Genomic DNA, 18455 nt, shown 5'->3' on the forward strand with positions numbered 1-18455 from the left:
GCAGCCCTCTCACGTGAGGCCCTCTCACCTCCCTGCGCGCGCTAGCCTCCGAGCGATGCGAGGGGGTAGCGGAATTGGCGATCACCGGTGGTGGCGACGACACCAGGAACGACATCAGCGGCACCGTCAACGCACCGGTGGTCCAGGCCAACAAGATCGACACCGTCAACAACAACTACTACGGCTCCCGCCCACCCGAACCCGCGTCACCCGCTGACCCCTGGGTGGACCTCGCGGTGCGCGCCGAGGCGTGGGCGCACGTCAAAGCCGAGCGGGACACAGCAGACCTGCGCGACCGGATCGCGTTCGTGGCCGGTGGTCTCGGCGAGGTCCGGCGCCGTGCTGTCGACGTCCTGGGCGACGACCCGTGGCTGGACACCTCCCAGGCCGAGCGGTTCGCCAAGCGGATCGGCTGGCTGCTCAAGCAGAAACTCGGCACGACGTCCCTGCTCCTCGACCCGGCGGAGGCCGCGCTGCTCGCGGTCGTCCCGCTGCTGAACGACACCCTGTGGTGCGCCGCCGCCGCGAAGCTGAGCGCCATCGACCCCGTCGACCTCGCTCGCCACCGCGCGGAAGGCGACCGCGCCGACTACCAGGACCACCTGGCGGAGAACTCCCGCCTGGTCGACCGCGCGCTGCTGCCCGCGCTGCCCGACCGGCCGAACGCCCGGCGCGAGATCGGCTGGTGGTTGTTCAACCGGTGGGTTCGGCAACGTGCGGAACTCGTCAAACCGCGTGCGGTCGGAGCGCTGCTCGCCGAGGTCGGGGTGGTCGAGGCGGGTTTGGGCGAGGTGCTGAGCACCGATCGGGTCCGGGAACTCCTCCACGGCCTGCGGCTGGAACCACAGGCGCTCTGCGGCACGGACCGCCTCAACCGCATCACGCACCAGGACACCCTCTACGGCGGTGAACCCGATGAAGAGCACGTCCGAGTGCCCCTGCTCGGTCTGCTGCTCGCCGTTGCGCACACCACCTCGGTCCCGATCACCGACCTGTCGGACACCATCCCGTGGCACCTGGGCATCCCTGCCCCGGTCGACGTCGACCGCCTGCACCGGGCGGTCGCGAAGGCCGTGTGGGTTCCGGAGGCCGACAACCTGGTCCTCAAAGCGGACTGCCAGCACGGTGCCGTGATCGAAGCCCTCCGCGAGCACACCGTGCGGGTGGACTCCCTGCTCGACGCCGTCCGCCGTGCCGCCGAGGTGCACAGCACCCTGACCGTCCTCGGCCAACTGCCCGCCAGGGCCTCGGCGAGCGGGGTCGATGCCGCGCGTGACGCAGACGGCCGTCCCGAGTTCAGCGGCTGGAGCCGCTTCAGCCTGGACGACGACCGCGTCCGCGAGCTGCTCATGGGCGAACAACTCTACCGCGACCGGAACCTCGCCGTCCGTGAGCTGTACCAGAACGCCCTCGACGCCTGCCGCTACCGCCGTGCCCGCGAGCAGTACCTGCACCGCACCGCGTGCCGGGCCACGACGTGGGAAGGGCGCATCCTGTTCACCCAGGGTGTGGAGGAGAACGGCCGCGCCTACCTGGAGTGCGCCGACAACGGCATCGGCATGGGCGAACCCGAGCTGAAGGGCGTTTTCGCCCGAGCCGGCGCCCGTTTCGCCGATCTCGCCGAGTTCCGCGACGAGCAAGCCGACTGGAACAGCCTCGACCCGCCCGTCGAGCTGTTCCCGAACAGCCGTTTCGGCATCGGCGTTCTGAGTTATTTCATGCTGGCCGACGAGATCACCGTGACCACGTGCCGCGCGGCCCGCACCGGCGGCCGACCTGGTCGGACCCTGCGGGCCACCATCTCCGGTCCCGGCCACCTGTTCCAGATCCAGCCGGTCGCCGACCGGGCGGAGCCGGGGACCACCATCCGGCTGTACCTGCGGAACGCGGGGAGAACCTCCTGCGTGCAGGTGTTGCGCCAAGTCCTCGGCATCGCCGAGTTCGACACCGTCGCATCGCACGACGCCGAGCACGAGCGGTGGGAACCGGGGGTGTTCAAGGGACGGCGACGTCAGCCCTGGGAACAACACGGCATCAACGCCCACGGCATCCTCATACCGGCTGTCGGTGGTCAGGTCGTGTGGTGTGAATGGGGCGGCGCGCTGCTCGTGGACGGCCTACTGGCCCATCCGGACCTCCGGCACGGCGTACTGGCGGGACCGGACGACGACAGCCCGTTCACCGGCTGCGTCGTGAACCTGACCGGCAAGGCGGCTCCGCGCCTTTCCGTCGACCGCACGAAGGTCGTGGACGACGTGGCGGCGGCGGTGGAGGACCTCCTCGTCCGAGGGGTGGACGAGATGACGGACTCGGCCACCCCGATGCCGACCCTGCAGTGGATGAGCGAGGTCGGGTGGTGGATACCGAGGCTGGCGGACATCGCCAGTTCTCGCGAGCCCCGGACGTCCCACCCGCGCGCGGAACGCCGGGGTTGGGCAGTTCCGCGTGAAGCTGTTTCGTTCCCGCAGGACCTGCACGTGGTGCTCGATCCGGACCGCAGGTCCGTCCAGGGGGTCACCCCTCCGGATCGACTGCTCGAAGTGGTGCCGTTCACCCGACTGGCAGACCACGTGTACCTCTGGCGCCTGCTCGTGAACAGCCCCAACGCGGCCTTGAGCGGCTTGCTGGAGATCGTGCCCGAGTTGATCGAGGTGGACCGGCTGCTGCGGGCACGTCCGTCGGACCTCGCGGTCGTCTCGCACATCTTCGAAAGCGCCCGTTCATGGCGCTCCGCTGACGAGCGTCTTTCGCCGCACGACATCGTGACGATCGCACAGCGGACCGGCAGCACACCACGTGAAGTCGCGCACCGCGCTTCCGCGTTGGGCTTCACCGACCTGGTCGTCGAGCGGTTCTCGGCAGAGTCGGTACCCGATCGCGTGGACCTCGGGCTCCTGTTCAACAGCGTGGGCGAAGTCTGCGCTTATGACGAACACTCCGGCGTGGCGTCGCCGGGGCAGGTGCTGAACGGGCTCTTCGGTCTGGGACTGAGCCTGGAGGAGATCGCTCGTCGTCTTCAGCACCACGGGTTCGACCTGACCGTGCTCGACCTCCTTCCCTCGTCCCCCAAGCGGGAGGACGTGCACCTCGTGTCCTCGTATTGTTCGGGTGTGCGGCCATGGCTGGCCTTGGGGTCGTCCATCCCCTTCGTGCACCTGTGGTGGGTCGCGGACAAGCTCGGCATGCACGTGGACGAGGTCGGTCGCAGACTGGCGCAGTACGGCTTCGAGGTCGAGTCGAGCAGCAACGGGGCACATTTCGACCATCGGTACGACCCCGTCGTGTTGAGCAATGGGATCGCCGGATCGCCGCCGTGGCTGGACCGATCGGTTCCGGTCCCGCCCGGACACGTGGTGAAGGCCGCTTCGGTGACCGGGACGCCCGTGGCGGCTGTGGCCGAACGACTGACGACTCACGGGTTCCGGTGCCCGGAGCGCTTGGTGGCCCGCCCGGTGAAAGAAGACGAGGTGCTGTTGTCGTCGGACGTCGACGGGGTCGCGCCGTGGCTGACCACCGATGAGCCGATCAAACCGCACCACATCGCGCGCTACCTGCGGTTGTCCGTCTCGCCTGACGACAACGTCGTAGCCCGCTTGGTGGAGTACGGCTTCGACGTCGACACGACGCACTTGCCCGCCAGGTTCTCCGCTCAGGACGTGGTCCTCCTGTCGAGTTCGCTCAACGGGGCCGACACGTGGTTGCGGGGGGAAGAACCAGTGCCCCTCGTGCACTTGGTCGAAGCAGCGGCAACGTTGTCGACGACCATCACCGAGGTGGCCGATCGCCTCCGCGAGCTGGGGATGAACTCGCCCGACCCCGCCGTCACGATCCGGAACGCCATGGCGCGCGTGCCGCTCGCCTAGGCTCAACGGGTGAGCGTCTCCCTGTACTACTCCGCACGCCGGGCCGTGCCGTTGACCGAGGACGAGGCGGCCGAGGTGGGGCGGGTCGTCGCCGCCCACCACGAGGGCTTCCCGTTCGACGACGAGGAGGGCCTGTACCTCTACGACCGGCCTGACAACGGCGACGGCGAGGTGCTGGCCGGGTCCACGAAGATGCCGTTCGACCCGGCCCACCTGGGGCCGGTCGTCGTGCACGTGCTCGACTCCGTCACCGCACTGCGCCGCGCGCTGCCGGACGCCGAGTGGCGCGTGCACCTGGACGACCTCGACGTGGAGTGGGACGAGGAAAAGGGGTACGAGCTGCCGGGAATGCGCGACCTCGACCTCGGGGGGCTGTGACCGCCTGCGCGTTGCCGAAGTCCCGTCCCGGTGGTCGTCCGGGGGCCGATCACGCCGGGAACTGACCGCTCACCTGCGCCGACCGCGCCGCCACCGGGTGCGGTGGCGAGGTGACCGGTCCTCATGTATGGCGCGGTTTCGCTGGGAATTCTACTGGTCCCACCCCGGGTAGCGTGGGAAGCACTCGCGCAGCCGACACTGGAGTCCTTGCCGATGACGGTGCTCTGGGGTGTCTCGTTCGACGCGACCCCGCTGTCCGGCGTGGTCGTCGAATTCCTGAAGACCGCCCGCCTCCTGAGGGGCGACAACCGTTACCGCGTCCACCTCGACCTCGGCTACGACATCAAGGCCGACAAGAACGCGTTCTTCCGCCCCTACCGCGACGAGGCCGCGCTCTTGCCGGACTGGGTGACGCTCGACCGGGTCGAGCACCTGGAGGACGTTCCCGGTTACGACCGGGACTTCGTCGAACGGGTGCTGACCGAGGTGGTGCAGAGGGGCGACCCGGGGCTGCTCGGCGAGGTCGAGCGGATCGCGGAGCAGGTGGCCCACCGCATCGAGGAGACCTGGGAACGCCTCGGCGTGACCCTCGTCGTGGTCGAGAACGGCACGCTGCCGGAGAACATCACCTACACCAGGGCGCTCTACCGGGCGATCGAGCGCTACGGCGCGCGCCACCGGCTCGGCCGGTTCGTGCTGTGGCGCGACCACGACCTGATGTGGCAGAGCGAGCCCGGCGCGGCCAAGTACGGCCGGTTCCCGTACCCGACGACGCCCGCGCCGCGGAACTCGCCGCACGTCCACTACTTCGCGCTGCACGAGCAGGCGCGGGCGCGGACGCTCGACTGGGTGCCCGACCTGGTGAACATCGACGTGCTGCCGAACACGTTCACCTGCCGCACCGCCGAGGTGGACGGGCGCAACGCCGCGTTCCGCCGCGACCACGGCATCCCCGAGCACGCCGCGCTGCTGGCCCGCGTCACGCGGATCATCCCGCAGAAGCGCGTGGACCGGGACGTCCACCTGCTGGCGGCGCTCGCCGAGCGGCTCGACGCCCACCTGTTCGTCGCGGGCGACGTGGCCGAGGCGCCGGGGGAGCACGCGCGACTGGTCGACCTGGCGACCCGGCTCGGGGTGCGCGACCGGGTGGTGTTCGGCGGGTGGCTGACGCCGTACGACACCCGGCTGGAGGGCCGCTACTCGGTCCGCGACCTGCTCGCGCACGCCGACCTGGTGACCTTCCTGACCTCCTACGACTACGAGAGCTACGGAAACCCGATCAGCGAGGCCGTCGCCTCCGGCACGCCCTACGCCACCAGCCGCTACGAGCTGTACGACGCGGTGTACGGCGACAGGGGGTTCCGGGCGCCGGTGCTGGACGTCCGCGTCCACGACCTGCCGACGCGCGCGTTCGCCGACGAGGTGGCGGAGCTGATCACGGACGAGGGGAAGCGAGCGGAAGTGGTCGAGCACAACCGGGAAGCGGGGGAGGCGCTGTTCGGCGAGGGGGTCGCGGCCGGGCTGCTGGACCGGCTCTACCCGCCGCCGATGAAGCCCCGCGCGCGGATGAGCGTCGTGCTGCCGGTCTACAACGAGGCCGCCAACCTGGACGAGGTGCTGCGCACGCTGCACGACCAGCGCGACGGCGACGGCCCGCTGGACAAGGACCTCTACGAGGTGGTGCTGGTCGACAACAACTCGACCGACGACACCGTCGCCATCGCCCGCGCGTTCGCCGCCGCGCACCCCGACCTGGCCGTGCACGTCATCCACGAACCCGAGCAGGGCGTGTCGTGCGCCCGCCGCGCCGGCATGGAGTTCGCGGCCGCGCGCAGCCGCAACCGGCCCGGCACCGACGTCGGCGAGCGCTTCTACCTGGTCTCCGCCGACGCCGACTGCCGCGTGGACCCCCACTGGCTGTCCGAGCTGCTCGCGGCGGTGGAGACGTCCAAGGCCGCCATCGCGGTCTGCGACTACTACTACAACCCGGACCACTTCACCGGACGCCCCCGGCTGTGGGACGCGATCCAGCGCACCCTGCGGTGCCGCGCCGTGACGTTCTCGCTGTTCGGCGGCTTCCCGGACGGCAAGGGCTTCGCCGTCGAGCGCGACGCCTACGAGCGGGTCGGTGGCATCGAGGTGTTCTACCAGCTCCAGGACGGGGAGTTCGTCAACCACCTGTCCGACGACTGGGACTTCGGGATCAAGGTGGCGAACGCGGGCGGTCCCATCACCTACGCGCCGCGCTCCCGGGTGGAGATCAACCCGCGGCGCATCGACCACGCGATCGACGAGGTCGTCACCGGCCGCGCCTACGGGTCGGACGGCATCATCGTCATGCGCGACATCCGCCCCGAACCGCCCGCCACCGCCGCCGGTGACCTCACCGAGGAGCAGGCGCGGCTGGCGTGGGAGTTCTCCATCAAGGACTTCACGCCCAAGAACACGATCCTGCCGGTACTGCTCACGCCGTCGCTGCTGGAGGACGAGCCGGTCGTCGAGTTCTTCGGCGCCGACCTGGCCGAGCGCCTGGGGCGGCGGATCGCCGAGATCCGCGACGAGATGCGCGTGACCGACTTCGCGCCGATCCACTCCTACAAGACGCCGTCCTACCGGCTGTACCTGGAGTTCGCGGACGAGATCTTCGCCCGGCTGCGGCTGCACGTCGGCGAGGACATCGGCTACCCGCCGCCGCTGCCGCCCTGCTTCCGGGACGTGCCGCCCGAGCGGTTCGCCGAGTTCGTCCGCTACTACTGCGAGGACCGGGAGTCGGGCGAGGCGCACAACTACTTCGGCAACGGAGGGGTGTTCTGATGACGTTGACCTACGAGCAGGCCGTCGACTCGCTGCACGTGCTCGACCCGGCGTGGCCGCGCCCGGCGGTGCTGGACGCCCTGCAGGCGCCGGAGAACCAGCACCTGCTGGACTACGTCAAGGAGGACCCGTTCGGGGCGCACGTCTTCCCCGGCGACGTGCCCGGCCTCGCACCCGAGGAGTTCCTGGCCGACCTGGACGCGCAGCTGCCGTCCGCCGGCCCGATCCACCTGTGGTCCTACATCCCGACCTGCGCCTACCGGTGCCGCTTCTGCCAGTACCCGGTGGTCGTGGTGAAGGGCCCCGCGGAGGTCACCCGGGAGCGGGCCGCGCACTGGGTGGACCTCAACATCGCCGAGGCCCGGCTGTGGCTGGCCGCCGTGCCGAACCTGGCCCGCGCCGAGGTCGGCGAGTTCAACGTCTTCGGCGGCACGCCCTCGCTGCTGCCCGAACCGGAGATCCGCCGCCTGCTGGACTTCTACCGCGAGAACTTCGGCTTCACCGGCGGCACCACGGTCCGCTTCGAGGGCGACCCGAGCACGTTCACCCCCTCGAAGCTGGAGCTGCTGCGCGAGCTGGGCTGCACCAAGCTGTCCAGCGGCGTGCAGTCGTTCGACGACCACGTGCTGCGCGAGAGCGGTCGCGAGCACACGGCCGACATGTGCCTGGACTTCGTGCGCAACGCGAAGGCGACCGGGTTCGAGTGGGTGAGCGTCGACCTGATGTACGGCCTGCTGGACCAGACCCTGGACAGCGTCCGCCGCGACCTCGACGTGGTGCTGGAGAACGAGGTGCCCGCCGTGGTGTGCACCAAGCTGCACCTGGCCTCCTACGCGGACTCGCGCACCGGCGTGACGGGGGAGAAGCCCGCCGCGTGGCAGCTCCCCGAGTACCGCGACCGCCTGGTCGACAAGGGGCACCGCTGGCCGACGCTGGGCGAGCAGTACCAGATGCGGGAGGTGCTGACCGACGGCCTGCGCGGCTGCGGCTACACCGAGCACCCCACCATGTACTTCGCCCGCGACGGCCTCGGGCCGGAGAAGTGGAAGTCCATCATGGTCGACCAGGACCGCCAGGAGCCGGAGGTGGCGATCGGGCTGGGCGGCAGTTCGAGCTGCCGCGCCTCGGAGGCCATCACGGACGTGAACTCGAAGCGGTACGCGGAGACCGTCGCCGCGGGCCGCATCCCGCTGGGCTCCGCGACCCGCTTCACGCCCGAGGGGCAGGAGTCGCGCGCGGTGAAGATGGCCCTGTCCACCCTCCAACCGCTCGACGACGCCGTGCACGGGCGGCGCTTCCCGGGGCGCTCGCTGTTCGCGGACCCGTGGCTGGGCCGCTTCCGCTCGCTGGAGGCGCGCGGCCTGGTCCGGTTGGACGAGGCCGCGCGCACCGTCGCGCTCACCCGGGACGGGGAGGTGCTGGTCGAGGCGATCATCAACACCGAGTGGTGACGGCGGCTCAGGGCAGGATCGAGTCCACGTACCCGCCGTCCACGCGCACGGCCGCGCCGGTCGTCGCGGAGGCCAGCGGCGAGGCCAGGTACGCGCACAGGTTCGCGATCTCCTCCGGCTCGATCAGCCTGCCCAGCAGGGACTGCGGGCGGTGCAGGCGCATGAACTCGCGCTGCGCCTCCTCCCACGGCAGGGCCCCGTCCACCAGCTGGTAGACGAAGTCCTCCACGCCGCCGGTGTGGGTGGGGCCGGCCAGGACGCAGTTCACCGTCACGCCGCTGCCCGCCGCCTCCTTGGCGAAACCCCGGGAGACGGCCAGCAGGGCGGTCTTCGACATGCCGTAGTGGATCATCTCCGCCGGGATGACGACGGCCGAGTCGCTGGCGATGTACTGGACGCGGCCCCAGCCCCGGTCGCGCATGCCGGGCAGGAACGCGCGGGTCAGGCGGACGGCGGCCAGGACGTTGACCTCGAAGTAGCGCCGCCACTCGTCGTCGGTGATCTCCAGGGCGGGCGTGGCGCCGAAGATGCCTACGTTGTTGACCAGCACGTCCACCTCGGGCAGCGCGGACGCCAGCGCCTCGGCCCCCTCGGCCGCGGCCACGTCGGCGGGGGCGGCCACCAGCTCGGCGCCGGGCACGGCGGAGCGGATGCGCGCCACGGCCTCGTCCACGGCGCCCGGCTTGCGGCCGTTGACCGCGACCCGCGCGCCCGCCCGGGCGAGGCCCGTCGCGATGGCCTCGCCGATGCCCTGCGTCGAACCCGTGACCAGTGCCGTCTTCCCGCTCAGATCGAGGTGCATGGGTCCATGATCGCGCAGGTGGCGCGATACCGCCGTCGTACCTGCCGGGAATCCCGCCCGTGCGGCTCGGCTGCGCCGTCGACCGTGTGACAACCACCCGGTCGAGGGTCACTCGGCTGATGCGGTCGTGATGTCGACGACAGCGTCGCCGGACGTCGTCACCGATGATCCCCGCTCTTCACCGGTGAAACCCGCGCGTTACCGGCGGTCTCCGCAGGGGACATGAAAAGGTCATTTAATTCGCTTCGTCGAAGTTCTTGTCCGTCGACGGGAGTGGACATATATTAGCGCCGGGTTTCCGGTGGTCCTTTTCTCACGTCGTGTTGTTGCCGCTTCGCCGAGCGGGGAAAGCAAGGAAAAAGCATGGCCTCGACCGAACCGGTGCCGTCCGGGTCGCCCGTCCACCTCGTGCCGGGAGCGGCGCGACTGCCGTCGCTGACCGGGCTGCGGTTCGTCGCGGCGCTGCTGGTGTTCCTCTTCCACGTCACGGTGATGATGCCCTCGCCGATCGCGCCGCACGCGATGCTCTCCCCGTTCGGCGATCCCGGCACCGCCCAGGACCTGGCGTGGCTGTTCGGCAAAGCGGGCTACGTCGGCGTTTCCTTCTTCTTCATCCTCAGCGGGTTCGTGCTGACCTGGTCGGCCCGCGACGGTGAGGCGGCCCGACCGTTCTGGCGCCGTCGGGTGCTGAAGATCTTCCCCAACCACGTGGTCACGTGGGCCGCGACGCTCCTGCTGTTCGCCTCGGCGATCACGCCGTGGATCGCCTACCTGCCGAACCTGCTGCTGGTGCACGCGTTCTTCCCGCAGGTCGAGATCCACCGCAGCATCAACGTGCCGGCCTGGACGCTGTGCTGCGAACTGCTCTTCTACCTGCTGTTCCCGGCGTTGCTGCGCGGCATCAAGCGCATCGCCGACAGCCGCCTGTGGACCTGGGCCGGCCTCGTGGTCGCCGGCATGGTCGCCCTCCAGCTCGTGACCCAGTACGTCGTCCCGGGCGCCCGCACCGCCGGCGCGCCGCTCTCGGACCTCCAGTTCTGGTTCGGTTACGTCTTCCCGCCCTCGCGCCTGTTCGAGTTCGTGCTGGGCATGGTGCTGGCGCGGATCGTGGTGACCGGCCGGTGGCCCTCGATCGGCGTCCTGCCCGCGGCGCTGCTGACCGTCGTCGGGTACGTCGCCGCGCTGCACGCGCCGGTGGTGTGGGATTTCAACGTGGCCACCGCCATCCCGCTCGGCGCGCTCATCTGCGCCGCCGCCACGGCCGACGTGAAGGGCACCCGCAGCGCCCTGCGCGGCCGGACCGCCCAGTGGCTGGGTGACATCTCCTTCGGCTTCTACCTCTGCCAGGGCTTCGTGGTCATCTACGGCGGCTGGCTGCTGCGCGGTGCGCACGACGACCTCACGGCCGCCCTGGTCGTGCTCGTGCTGTTCGTCGCGACGCTGTTCGTGGGTGCGCTGCTGTTCCACCTCGTCGAACGGCCGGTGATGCGCCGGTTCGGCCACGCCGGGCGGGACCGGCGTCCCGTGCGGGCCGCCCCGGAGGCCGCCGGAACCGCCGCGTAGCGGTCGCGCCGCGGCAGTTCCGGGCCGCGGTGCCGGTGACCCTACGAGTACAGGCCGCCCAGGAACTCGACGAGGAGGCGTTCGCGCAGGCGGAGAGGGGCGGCGGCGAGCAGGGTGTTCACCGCCGCCATCCGGTCGGGCAGCCCGGCGCCGCCGGTCATGCCCGCCGCGGCCAGCAGGCCGCCGAACTCCTCCGGGGTCAGGGCGTCGGGGTCGAGGGAGCCGATGAACGCGACGACCTCCGGCGCGACCCGCACCGGTCCGGCGGCCACCGCCGCGGCCACGGAGTCGCGCAGGTCGGTCAGCAGCTCCTCCTCGTGGCCCGCGTTGGCCGCCGTCACGGTGAGGTGCAGGTTCGCCGGGGAGGCGCCGAACGCGAACTGCGGCTGCACGTACCAGTTCCGCGCCTTCATCTCGTCGGCCACGGTGAACACGTCGAAGTCGTCGTCGGTCGCGGTGACCGCCAGCAGGGTGGACACCGGGTCGCCCAGCACGCGCAGGCCGTCGACCTTCCCCACGCCCTCGCGGAGGGTGCGGGCGCTCGACAGGGCGGTTTCCGCCAGGGAGCGGTACCCGTCCTCACCGACGTGCCGCAGCACGGCCCACGCCGCCGCCAGCGGACCACCGGAACGGGTGGACTGCGTGGTCGGGTTCAGCATCGTGTAACCGGGCCACGCCGCGCTCGCGAAGTACTGCGACCGCCGCAGGTCGGCCGACGCGTGCAGCAGCACGGACGTCCCCTTCGGCGCGTACGCGTACTTGTGCAGGTCCACCGACAGGCTCGTCACCCCCGGCACGGACAGGTCGAACGGCTCGACGCCCGCCGCGAACGGCAGCACCCACCCGCCGATGCACGCGTCCACGTGGCAGCGGACACCGGCGGCCGAGGCGATGCCGGCGATCTCCGCCACCGGGTCCAGCACGCCGTGCGCGTAGGACGGCGCGCTCGCCACGACCAGCACGGTCGAGTCGTCGATCGCCGCCGCCATCGCCGACGGCACCGCCCGGTAGGTCACCGGGTCCACCGGCACCGGCACGACCCGCAGCCCGAAGTAGTGCGCCGCCTTGTGGAACGCCGCGTGCGCCGTCTCCGGCAGCACGATCGACGGTTCGCGCGCGTCGGGCCGAGCGTCGCGGGCCGCGACCACCGCCAGCAGGCACGACTCGGTGCCGCCGGACGTCACCGTGCCGACCGTCGCGTCGGTGCCGCCGAGCAACCGGGCCGCGGTGCGCACCACGTCGTTCTCCAGCCGCAGCAGGCTCGGGAACGCCGTGGGGTCGAGCCCGTTCACCGACGACGCCAGCGCGTGCGCCGAGGCCGCCAGCTCGTCCAGGCCGGGCACCGCGCTGTCGTAGACGTAGGCCAGCGTGCGACCGCCGTGGGTGGGCAGGTCGCCCTCCCGCAGGGCGCGCAGCTCGGCCAGGACGGACTCCGGCGACGTCATCCGGACCTCTCCTCACGCAGCAGGGGCAGGGCCGCGACCGCCAGCACGGCGGGGATCGCGGTGAATCCGAGCAGCGCGGCGGTCACCGCGCCGGAGGGCTGCGCGGCCGAACCGCCGGTGCTCGCGACGTACCCGCCGAGGGCCAGGACCAGGCCGTACACGCCGGGGCCGAGCGCCAGGCCCAGGGTCTCGCCGGCCGTCCAGACGCCGGAGAACAGGCCGGCCCTGGTCACGCCGACGCGCCGCTCCTCGGCGGTGATCACGTCCGGCAGCATGGCCAGCGGGAACACCTGCATGCCCGCGTACCCGACGCCGACCACGGCCATCAGGCCGAGCACCGCGCCGACCGGCAGCACCGGGGCGGCCAGCAGGCCGAGCACGGCGACCGCGAACAGCAGCGACGCGGCGACCAGCCCGGCCCGCTTGCCCCACCGCGCGCCCACCCGCTGCCACAGCGGCATGACCAGCAGCGCGGGGCCGACGAACCCGACGAACAGCAGTGTCTGCAGGGACCGGTCGCCCAGCACGAGCCGCGCGAAGTAGTCGACGCCCGCGAGCATCGTGCCCAGCCCGACGGCCTGCACCACGAACGCGGCCAGCAGCAGCCGGAACGCCCGCGACCCGCGCACCGCCGCCACCAGCTCCCCGAACGACGCCGAGGACGCCACCCGCCGCGACGCCGGCACCCCGCGCGTCCCGACGTGGGTGGCGACCGTACCCGCCACCATCAGCGCCGCCACCGCCACGCCCATCGCGGGGTAGCCGAACAGGTCGCGCACGGCGGGCGCGCCCGCGCCGCTGACCAGGATCGCCAGCGCCAGGAACGCCATCCGCCACGCCATCAGCCGGGTGCGCTCGTCGTAGTCCTCGGTGATCTCGACGGCCATCGCCACGTACGGCACCTGGAAGAACGCGTACGCCGTCGCGCACAGCAGGAACACCAGCGCCACGTACACCGCCGCGCCCGCGCCGGTGAACGGCCCGGCGAACAGCAGCGCGAACAGCACCGCCGTGGCCAGCCCGCCGCGCAGCAGGAACGGCCGCCGCACGCCCGCCGCGTCGCTGATCCGGCCGGCGACCGGGTTGAACAGCACGTCCCACGCCTTCGGCACGAGGACGAGCAGCCCCGCGACGGCGGCGGGCACGGCGAGGCCGTCGGTCAGGTAGGGCAGCAGGAGCAACCCGGGCACGGTGCCGAACGCGCCGGTCACGAAGGACCCGGTCGCGTACCCCGCCCGGACCCCGCCGGTGATCTGCCGCATAGGCGGAAGATCTTCGCATTCGACGGCCGTGGAAGCGAGCACCACTTCGGGAGCCCGGGTGGTGGGACGCCTCCCGAGCCGAGCGCAGTCACCCGACCGGTGTGCCGACCGGACCCCGCTACCCCGGAACCGGCTCCGGAGATGCGCACGTCGGACAACCACATCGGCCGTCGGCTCCGCGAGGTGCGCTCCTGGCGACGACTGTCGATGATCGAGCGCGGCCCGCGCCCCGTGACCGGGCGAGCCGTGCTGGGAGCGTTCCCCGACGCCCGCCAGGTCGTCCCCACCGAGTTGACCGGCTCCCCGTTCGCGCCCACCGATGTCACCGACGCCGACGCCGAGGCGCACGCCGCGTTGTATACCGCGGGAGGGTTCTGCTGAGCCTCGGGCGGTAGCCGGTCTCGAGCCTGGTGGGGGAGGTGTCGGTTGTAGTGGTCTTCGTAGATCTCGGGGACCTGGCGTGCACGGTTCTCACCCAGGATCAGGATGTGGTCGAGGAGTTCGCGTCGGATGGTGCCGATGACCCGTTCGCAGTGGGCGTTCATCCGGGGCGCCTGCGGCTCGCTCTTGATCACGTGAAGATCGTCGGCTTGGAAGACGCTGTCGAAATCAGGCGGACGAACCCTGATCTCCCTGGCCTGGGCCCTGTCCCTCTTCGAAATCGCCTGGGAGACCGGCAGCGCCCACCCCGGCTTCCTCGTGATCGACAGCCCGCAGAAGAACCTGGGGCAAGGCGGTGACCACGACGCCGAGTTCGCCGACAGCGTGGCCGTAGCGGACTTCTGCAAACACCTGCACGAGTGGGCCAGCCGCCCTACGACCTGATCGAGGACGAGGTGTCCTGGCCTGCAAGACCGACTGAAGTGGTGCGCCCGTGACGGATGGATCATCGCAAACTGCTGCCCTGCACGCCCTCTTCGGCGACAACCTCGGTGGGGCGAACGTCCACCTGCGTGACGAGTTCGCCACTCGCGATCGCCTCGTACGTGAACTCGAGGGGCTCGCACGACCTGTCATTCCGATGACGTCGTGGTGATCACCTTCTCGGGCCACGGAACCCCGCCCACGAGTTGGTCACCTACGACGCCGATATCACCGGGTGGTCGACCGGAGGCTCTTCCCCTGTCCCGCTCAGTGGTGCGCTGCCTCGCCGGGGTGGACGGATGGCTCACGCCCGCCGGTGAGCTGCTGATCAACCGTGTACCTGATCGGCGCTGTTGTTGTCCGCGGTGCGGGTGTCGAAGCGTCGACGGTACTCCGACGGCGAGGTGTGGAAGGCGGTGGCGAAGCTCTGCCGCAGGGTGACCGTGCTGCCGAAGCCGCAGGCGGCGGCGACCTGGTCGATCGGCAGGTCGGTGGACTCCAGCAGTCGGCGTGCCTCGTCGAGGCGCCGGAGCCGGACCCACGCCGCCGGGGTGGTCCCGGTGGAGGCCTGGAACGCGCGGATGAAGGTGCGTCGGCTCAGGTGTGCGACACCGGCCAGGCGCTCGACCGGCAAGGGCTCGGCCAGGTGTCGCAGGGCCCAGTCGAGCACGGCGGCGATCGGGTCGTTCGCCGACTGCGCCGGCAGTGGCCGTTCGATGTACTGCGCCTGTCCGCCCTCGCGGTGCGGGGCCACCACGAGGCTGCGGGCGACCCGGTTGGCCGCGGCGGCGCCGAGCCTGCCCCGCACCAGGTGCAGGCAGGCGTCGATCGCCGAGGCCGTGCCCGCGGAGGTCAGCACGTCGCCGTGGTCGACGTAGAGCACGGAGGCGTCGACGTCGACGTCGCGGTGGCGTGCGGCGAGCATGTCGACGGCCTGCCAGTGCGTCACCGCGGTACGCCGTGACAGCAGGCCCGCGTCCGCGACGGCGACGGCCCCCAGGCACAGCCCGGCGATCGTGGCGCCGCGGCCGTGGGCTTCCGCCAGGGTCCGCCGCAGTACCGGGCCGGTGGCGCGCCCGTCCTCGAACCAGGAGGGGACGACCACGACGTCGGCGTCCTCGGCCGCCGCGGGACCGGCCACGTCGCCGATCGGGTACCCCTCGGCGGTGCGGATCGACCCGGCGCGGTCGGAGAACAGCACCGTCGTCCAGTCGCCCAACCCCTGCCGCCTGACCTCGTCGAAGACGAGCTGCGGCACGGAGAGGTGGAACATCGTGACGCCGTCGAAGGCGTAGACGGCGACGCGCAGAGCACCTCCGGAGGTTGGCACGATTCCATCGTAACGACGCACACGTGTCAATGGTCGGCGAAGGTCCCGGCCCGCAGACTCGACGTGCCGCCCGTACGAGCGGCGGCACCGACAGCAAGGAGCACACCGGTCATGACCACCCCGCGCCGCGCCCTCGTCGTCGTCGACGTGCAGCAGGAGTACTTCGGCGGGCCGCTGGAGATCCAGTACCCGCCGCACGCCGACTCACTGCCCCGGATCACGCGGGCGATCGACGCGGCCACCGCCGCCGGCATCCCCGTCGTCGCGGTCCAGCACTCGGCGGGCGACGACGCACCCGTGTTCAACCCCACCCGGCCGGGCTTCCAACTGCACCCGGAAGTCGCGAGTCGCCGCACGGACGAGTGGAAGTCGGTCGTCAAGCAGTACGGCACCGTGTTCGCCGGCACCGACCTCCTCGCCTGGCTGCGGAAACACGGGATCGACACCGTCACCCTCGTCGGCTACATGACCAACAACTGCGTGCTCGCCTCCGCCGCCGAAGCCGAGACGCACGGACTGGCCGCCGAGGTCCTCTCCGACGCCACCGGCGCGATCAACATCGCCAACGACGCCGGCTTCGTCGACGCCAAAACGGTCCACACCACGCTGATGGCACTGTTCCACTCGAACTTCGCCGCCGTCGCCGACACCACGACCTGGGCCGAAGCCGCTGCCGCCGGACGTTCGCTGCCCAAGTCCGACCTCGGCACCTCCGCCGTGACGGGTGCGCAGCGCGCCGGGTAAGCGCGATCTACGCCGGTACCCGACGGGGGCTTTGCCTCGGCATCACGACGTCCCCGGCCGACTTCTTCGAACACCGTCGGCCACCGGCCGCAACCCGGTGCGTTCGTGGCAGGCAGTGTCGTCCTGTGGGCTCGGTAGCAAGTGGGACGTGGTACCAGCGGCCTGGGCGGGAATGCCGCTATCGGGCAACGTTCCTTCCGTGATCGAGCCCGGTGGCGAGGTAGACGGCGAGAGCGGTCAGTGACGGGCCGTCGGTGATGTGTCCCGCGGTGATGAGACGGGGGAGTTCGGCCGTCGGGACCCATTCGATCCGACTGGCCTCGGTGGCGTCGGGTGTGCCTACCGGGGTTGCGGATGTGGCGAGGTAGACGCGGTACCGCTGGGTGCTGATGCCGGTCATGGGGCTGTAGGTGACCAGGGGCGTGACCTCGCCGGGCTGGTAGCCGGTTTCCTCGCGGACTTCGCGGACGACGGCGGTGGCGGGGTCTTCGCCGTCGTCGGACCAGCCCGCGGGGATCTCCCATCCCCAGGTGTCGGTGGTGAAGCGGTGTCGCCACAGCAGCAGGACGCAGTCGTGGTCGACCACGACGGCTCCGACGGAGGCGCGGGGGAAGCGCAGGACGTGGTGCTCGAAGCGGGGGCCGCCGGGGATCTCGACGTCGTCGAGGTCGACGTTGACCCACTCGGAGGCGTAGACCCTGCGGGTGCCCCGGACCGTCCACCGCGCCGGGTCCTCAGTCACGCACTGCCTCCCGCAGTCGGGCGTCGAGGCTCCGCGCGCCCGCGGGGCCGATCGAGCGAACCACACGGGCCCGGATGCTCTCCGCCCGGGTGAGGATGGGGTCGACCATGGTGTTTCCGGCCCACTCCAGCGCGGTGGTGGCCACTCGTGCCGCTTCGTCCGGTTCGTCGTCGTGGAGGTGGCATTCCGCCAGGTCCAGGGCGAGCAGCGCCCGTCCTTCGACGTCGGTGTGGGCGCGTCGTTCGAGCGCGGAGCGCAACAGCGGTGCGGCGTGGTCCGTCCAGCGCAGCAGGAGGTGGGTGGTGCCCGCCATGCCGTCCAGTCGCGCCGCGTCGAAGAAGTCCGTTCCGGTGATTCCCCTGAAGAAGGGGCCGAGCGAGTGGACCGCGAGCACCCAGGCCGCGAGATCGGGGGATTCCGCTTCGAGTGCCGCCAACCCGGCCAGGTCGAAGTACCGATCGGCGTCACTGTGGCGGTCGAGGTCGAGGTGACCGGCGATCCCCGCCAGCACCCCGACAGGACCGCCACGCGACAACGCAACCGTTGTGGTTGCGGCGCGTTCCATGTGATCGAATGCCGTGCCGTCGATGCGGGAGTGCGTCAAGGCATCCGCGAGTACCCGGGGATCGATGTCCGCCGCAGTGGGAAACGGCAGCACGTCCTGGCCCCTCTCGACTGATGCCCGACTTCGGTCTTCCGCCTCTCGTGGTGCCGATTCCCGACGCAGGCGTTCCTGCTCGCGTTTACCCTGCTCCCGCAGCGAGACCAGAACCCCTCCCGCGTCCAGGGCGCGGTCGATGGCCCTGACGATCTCGGGTGAGGGCAGGTTGTGGTCGGCGCGTCCGTCGGTTGCGCCGACCTGGCTCATGCGGTGAGCCGCGTGAACGCGTCGAGGATCGGGTTCCAGTGGAAGGTCGTGAGTCCGTCCGGTGCGCGGGTGGTCACCTGGTCGGGGTTCATGAACGTTGCGTGGGCGTCGATCAACCGCTGGGTGCTGGGCCGGTAGGCGGGATGTTCGCGGAGCGGCTGTTTGGCGCAGGGCACGACGAGGACCGGTACGCCGGTGGACAGGAGTTCGTCGAGCACGCCGAGGGCGAGGTTGTCGCTGATACCGCTCGCCCATTTGTTGATGGTGTTGAAAGTGGCGGGCACGACGAGCACGGCGTCGGGTCGAGGAAGCGGGTTCTGGTTTCCCGG

15 protein-coding genes and 1 pseudogene are annotated in these 18455 nt (G+C 71.0%); 8 read left to right on the top strand and 8 right to left on the bottom strand.

The genetic code is table 11. From position 1 onward, the window contains the following. Positions 1 to 74 precede the first annotated feature (74 nt). From ACR807_RS04140 to ACR807_RS04155, 4 genes are all read left to right on the top strand, one after another. Complete coding sequence (locus tag ACR807_RS04140; protein WP_438919840.1) at positions 75 to 3863, top strand: wHTH domain-containing protein; 3789 nt, start codon at positions 75 to 77, stop codon at positions 3861 to 3863. A 9-nt stretch (positions 3864 to 3872) separates the two neighbouring features. Then, entirely contained in the window at positions 3873 to 4241 is a 369-nt protein-coding gene (locus tag ACR807_RS04145) for a hypothetical protein (protein ID WP_438919841.1), read from the top strand. Positions 4242 to 4454: 213 nt separating this feature from the next. Next, a complete protein-coding gene (locus ACR807_RS04150; RefSeq protein WP_438919842.1) occupies positions 4455 to 7055 on the top strand; it encodes a glycosyltransferase in 2601 nt (866 codons plus the stop codon). Then, positions 7055 to 8506, top strand: a complete 1452-nt coding sequence (locus ACR807_RS04155) for a radical SAM protein (RefSeq protein WP_438919843.1) — start codon at positions 7055 to 7057, stop codon at positions 8504 to 8506. Before ACR807_RS04150 ends, ACR807_RS04155 begins: the two co-directional genes overlap by 1 nt. Positions 8507 to 8513: 7 nt before the next feature. Here ACR807_RS04155 and ACR807_RS04160 read toward each other — a convergent pair whose 3' ends face one another. Then, entirely contained in the window at positions 8514 to 9308 is a 795-nt protein-coding gene (locus ACR807_RS04160; RefSeq protein WP_438919844.1) for an SDR family NAD(P)-dependent oxidoreductase, read from the bottom strand. A 363-nt stretch (positions 9309 to 9671) separates the two neighbouring features. Here ACR807_RS04160 and ACR807_RS04165 point away from each other — a divergent pair, with 363 nt between their 5' ends. Further along, on the top strand, positions 9672 to 10871 hold the full coding sequence (locus ACR807_RS04165; RefSeq protein ID WP_438919845.1) for an acyltransferase family protein: 1200 nt from the start codon (positions 9672 to 9674) through the stop codon (positions 10869 to 10871). Positions 10872 to 10912: 41 nt separating this feature from the next. Here ACR807_RS04165 and ACR807_RS04170 read toward each other — a convergent pair whose 3' ends face one another. After that, complete coding sequence (locus tag ACR807_RS04170) at positions 10913 to 12316, bottom strand: pyridoxal phosphate-dependent decarboxylase family protein (protein WP_438919846.1); 1404 nt, start codon at positions 12314 to 12316, stop codon at positions 10913 to 10915. Further along, entirely contained in the window at positions 12313 to 13578 is a 1266-nt protein-coding gene (locus tag ACR807_RS04175; protein ID WP_438919847.1) for an MFS transporter, read from the bottom strand. The genes ACR807_RS04170 and ACR807_RS04175 overlap by 4 nt, the downstream gene beginning before the upstream one ends. A 141-nt stretch (positions 13579 to 13719) precedes the next feature. Here ACR807_RS04175 and ACR807_RS04180 point away from each other — a divergent pair, with 141 nt between their 5' ends. After that, complete coding sequence (locus ACR807_RS04180) at positions 13720 to 13959, top strand: hypothetical protein (protein WP_438919904.1); 240 nt, start codon at positions 13720 to 13722, stop codon at positions 13957 to 13959. Between the two features lie 17 nt (positions 13960 to 13976). Here the strand turns inward: ACR807_RS04180 and ACR807_RS04185 are convergent. Then, positions 13977 to 14153, bottom strand: a pseudogene (locus ACR807_RS04185) (integrase core domain-containing protein); the annotation flags it as partial. 124 nt (positions 14154 to 14277) lie between these two features. Between ACR807_RS04185 and ACR807_RS04190 the strand changes: the two are divergent. Beyond that, the gene (locus ACR807_RS04190; protein WP_438919848.1) at positions 14278 to 14403 is read left to right on the top strand and encodes a hypothetical protein; all 126 of its coding nucleotides are present in this window, start codon (positions 14278 to 14280) and stop codon (positions 14401 to 14403) included. A 367-nt stretch (positions 14404 to 14770) separates the two neighbouring features. On the opposite strand, the gene ACR807_RS04195 is transcribed toward ACR807_RS04190, so the two are convergent. Further along, a complete protein-coding gene (locus ACR807_RS04195) occupies positions 14771 to 15772 on the bottom strand; it encodes a GlxA family transcriptional regulator (RefSeq protein WP_438919849.1) in 1002 nt (333 codons plus the stop codon). A 111-nt stretch (positions 15773 to 15883) separates the two neighbouring features. Between ACR807_RS04195 and ACR807_RS04200 the strand changes: the two genes are divergently transcribed. Continuing rightward, complete coding sequence (locus tag ACR807_RS04200) at positions 15884 to 16516, top strand: isochorismatase family protein (protein ID WP_438919850.1); 633 nt, start codon at positions 15884 to 15886, stop codon at positions 16514 to 16516. A gap of 178 nt (positions 16517 to 16694) precedes the next feature. Here ACR807_RS04200 and ACR807_RS04205 read toward each other — a convergent pair whose 3' ends face one another. From ACR807_RS04205 to ACR807_RS04215, 3 genes are read right to left on the bottom strand one after another with little or no spacing between them, the layout of a single operon-like run. Continuing rightward, complete coding sequence (locus ACR807_RS04205; RefSeq protein ID WP_438919851.1) at positions 16695 to 17258, bottom strand: NUDIX hydrolase; 564 nt, start codon at positions 17256 to 17258, stop codon at positions 16695 to 16697. After that, positions 17251 to 18126: a hypothetical protein gene (locus tag ACR807_RS04210; RefSeq protein WP_438919852.1), complete on the bottom strand. Its 876-nt coding sequence runs from the start codon at positions 18124 to 18126 to the stop codon at positions 17251 to 17253. The genes ACR807_RS04205 and ACR807_RS04210 overlap by 8 nt, the downstream gene beginning before the upstream one ends. Continuing rightward, positions 18123 to 18419, bottom strand: coding sequence for a flavoprotein (locus tag ACR807_RS04215; RefSeq protein ID WP_438919853.1), 297 nt, complete (start codon positions 18417 to 18419; stop codon positions 18123 to 18125). Before ACR807_RS04215 ends, ACR807_RS04210 begins: the two co-directional genes overlap by 4 nt. Positions 18420 to 18455: the final 36 nt, after the last annotated feature.

Origin of the sequence: Saccharothrix sabaoui (genome assembly GCF_051756985.1) — a bacterium.
Lineage (GTDB): Bacteria > Actinomycetota > Actinomycetes > Mycobacteriales > Pseudonocardiaceae > Actinosynnema.

Excerpts from the sequence above, each read along its gene's own strand:
- ACR807_RS04170 (WP_438919846.1), bottom strand. The coding sequence starts at position 12,316 with ATGACGTCGCCGGAGTCCGTCCTGGCCGAGCTGCGCGCCCTGCGGGAG.
- ACR807_RS04175 (WP_438919847.1), bottom strand. The coding sequence starts at position 13,578 with ATGCGGCAGATCACCGGCGGGGTCCGGGCGGGGTACGCGACCGGGTCC.
- ACR807_RS04155 (WP_438919843.1), top strand. The coding sequence starts at position 7,055 with ATGACGTTGACCTACGAGCAGGCCGTCGACTCGCTGCACGTGCTCGAC.
- ACR807_RS04210 (WP_438919852.1), bottom strand. The coding sequence starts at position 18,126 with ATGAGCCAGGTCGGCGCAACCGACGGACGCGCCGACCACAACCTGCCC.
- ACR807_RS04150 (WP_438919842.1), top strand. The coding sequence starts at position 4,455 with ATGACGGTGCTCTGGGGTGTCTCGTTCGACGCGACCCCGCTGTCCGGC.
- ACR807_RS04180 (WP_438919904.1), top strand. The coding sequence starts at position 13,720 with ATGCGCACGTCGGACAACCACATCGGCCGTCGGCTCCGCGAGGTGCGC.
- ACR807_RS04200 (WP_438919850.1), top strand. The coding sequence starts at position 15,884 with ATGACCACCCCGCGCCGCGCCCTCGTCGTCGTCGACGTGCAGCAGGAG.
- ACR807_RS04165 (WP_438919845.1), top strand. The coding sequence starts at position 9,672 with ATGGCCTCGACCGAACCGGTGCCGTCCGGGTCGCCCGTCCACCTCGTG.
- ACR807_RS04160 (WP_438919844.1), bottom strand. The coding sequence starts at position 9,308 with ATGCACCTCGATCTGAGCGGGAAGACGGCACTGGTCACGGGTTCGACG.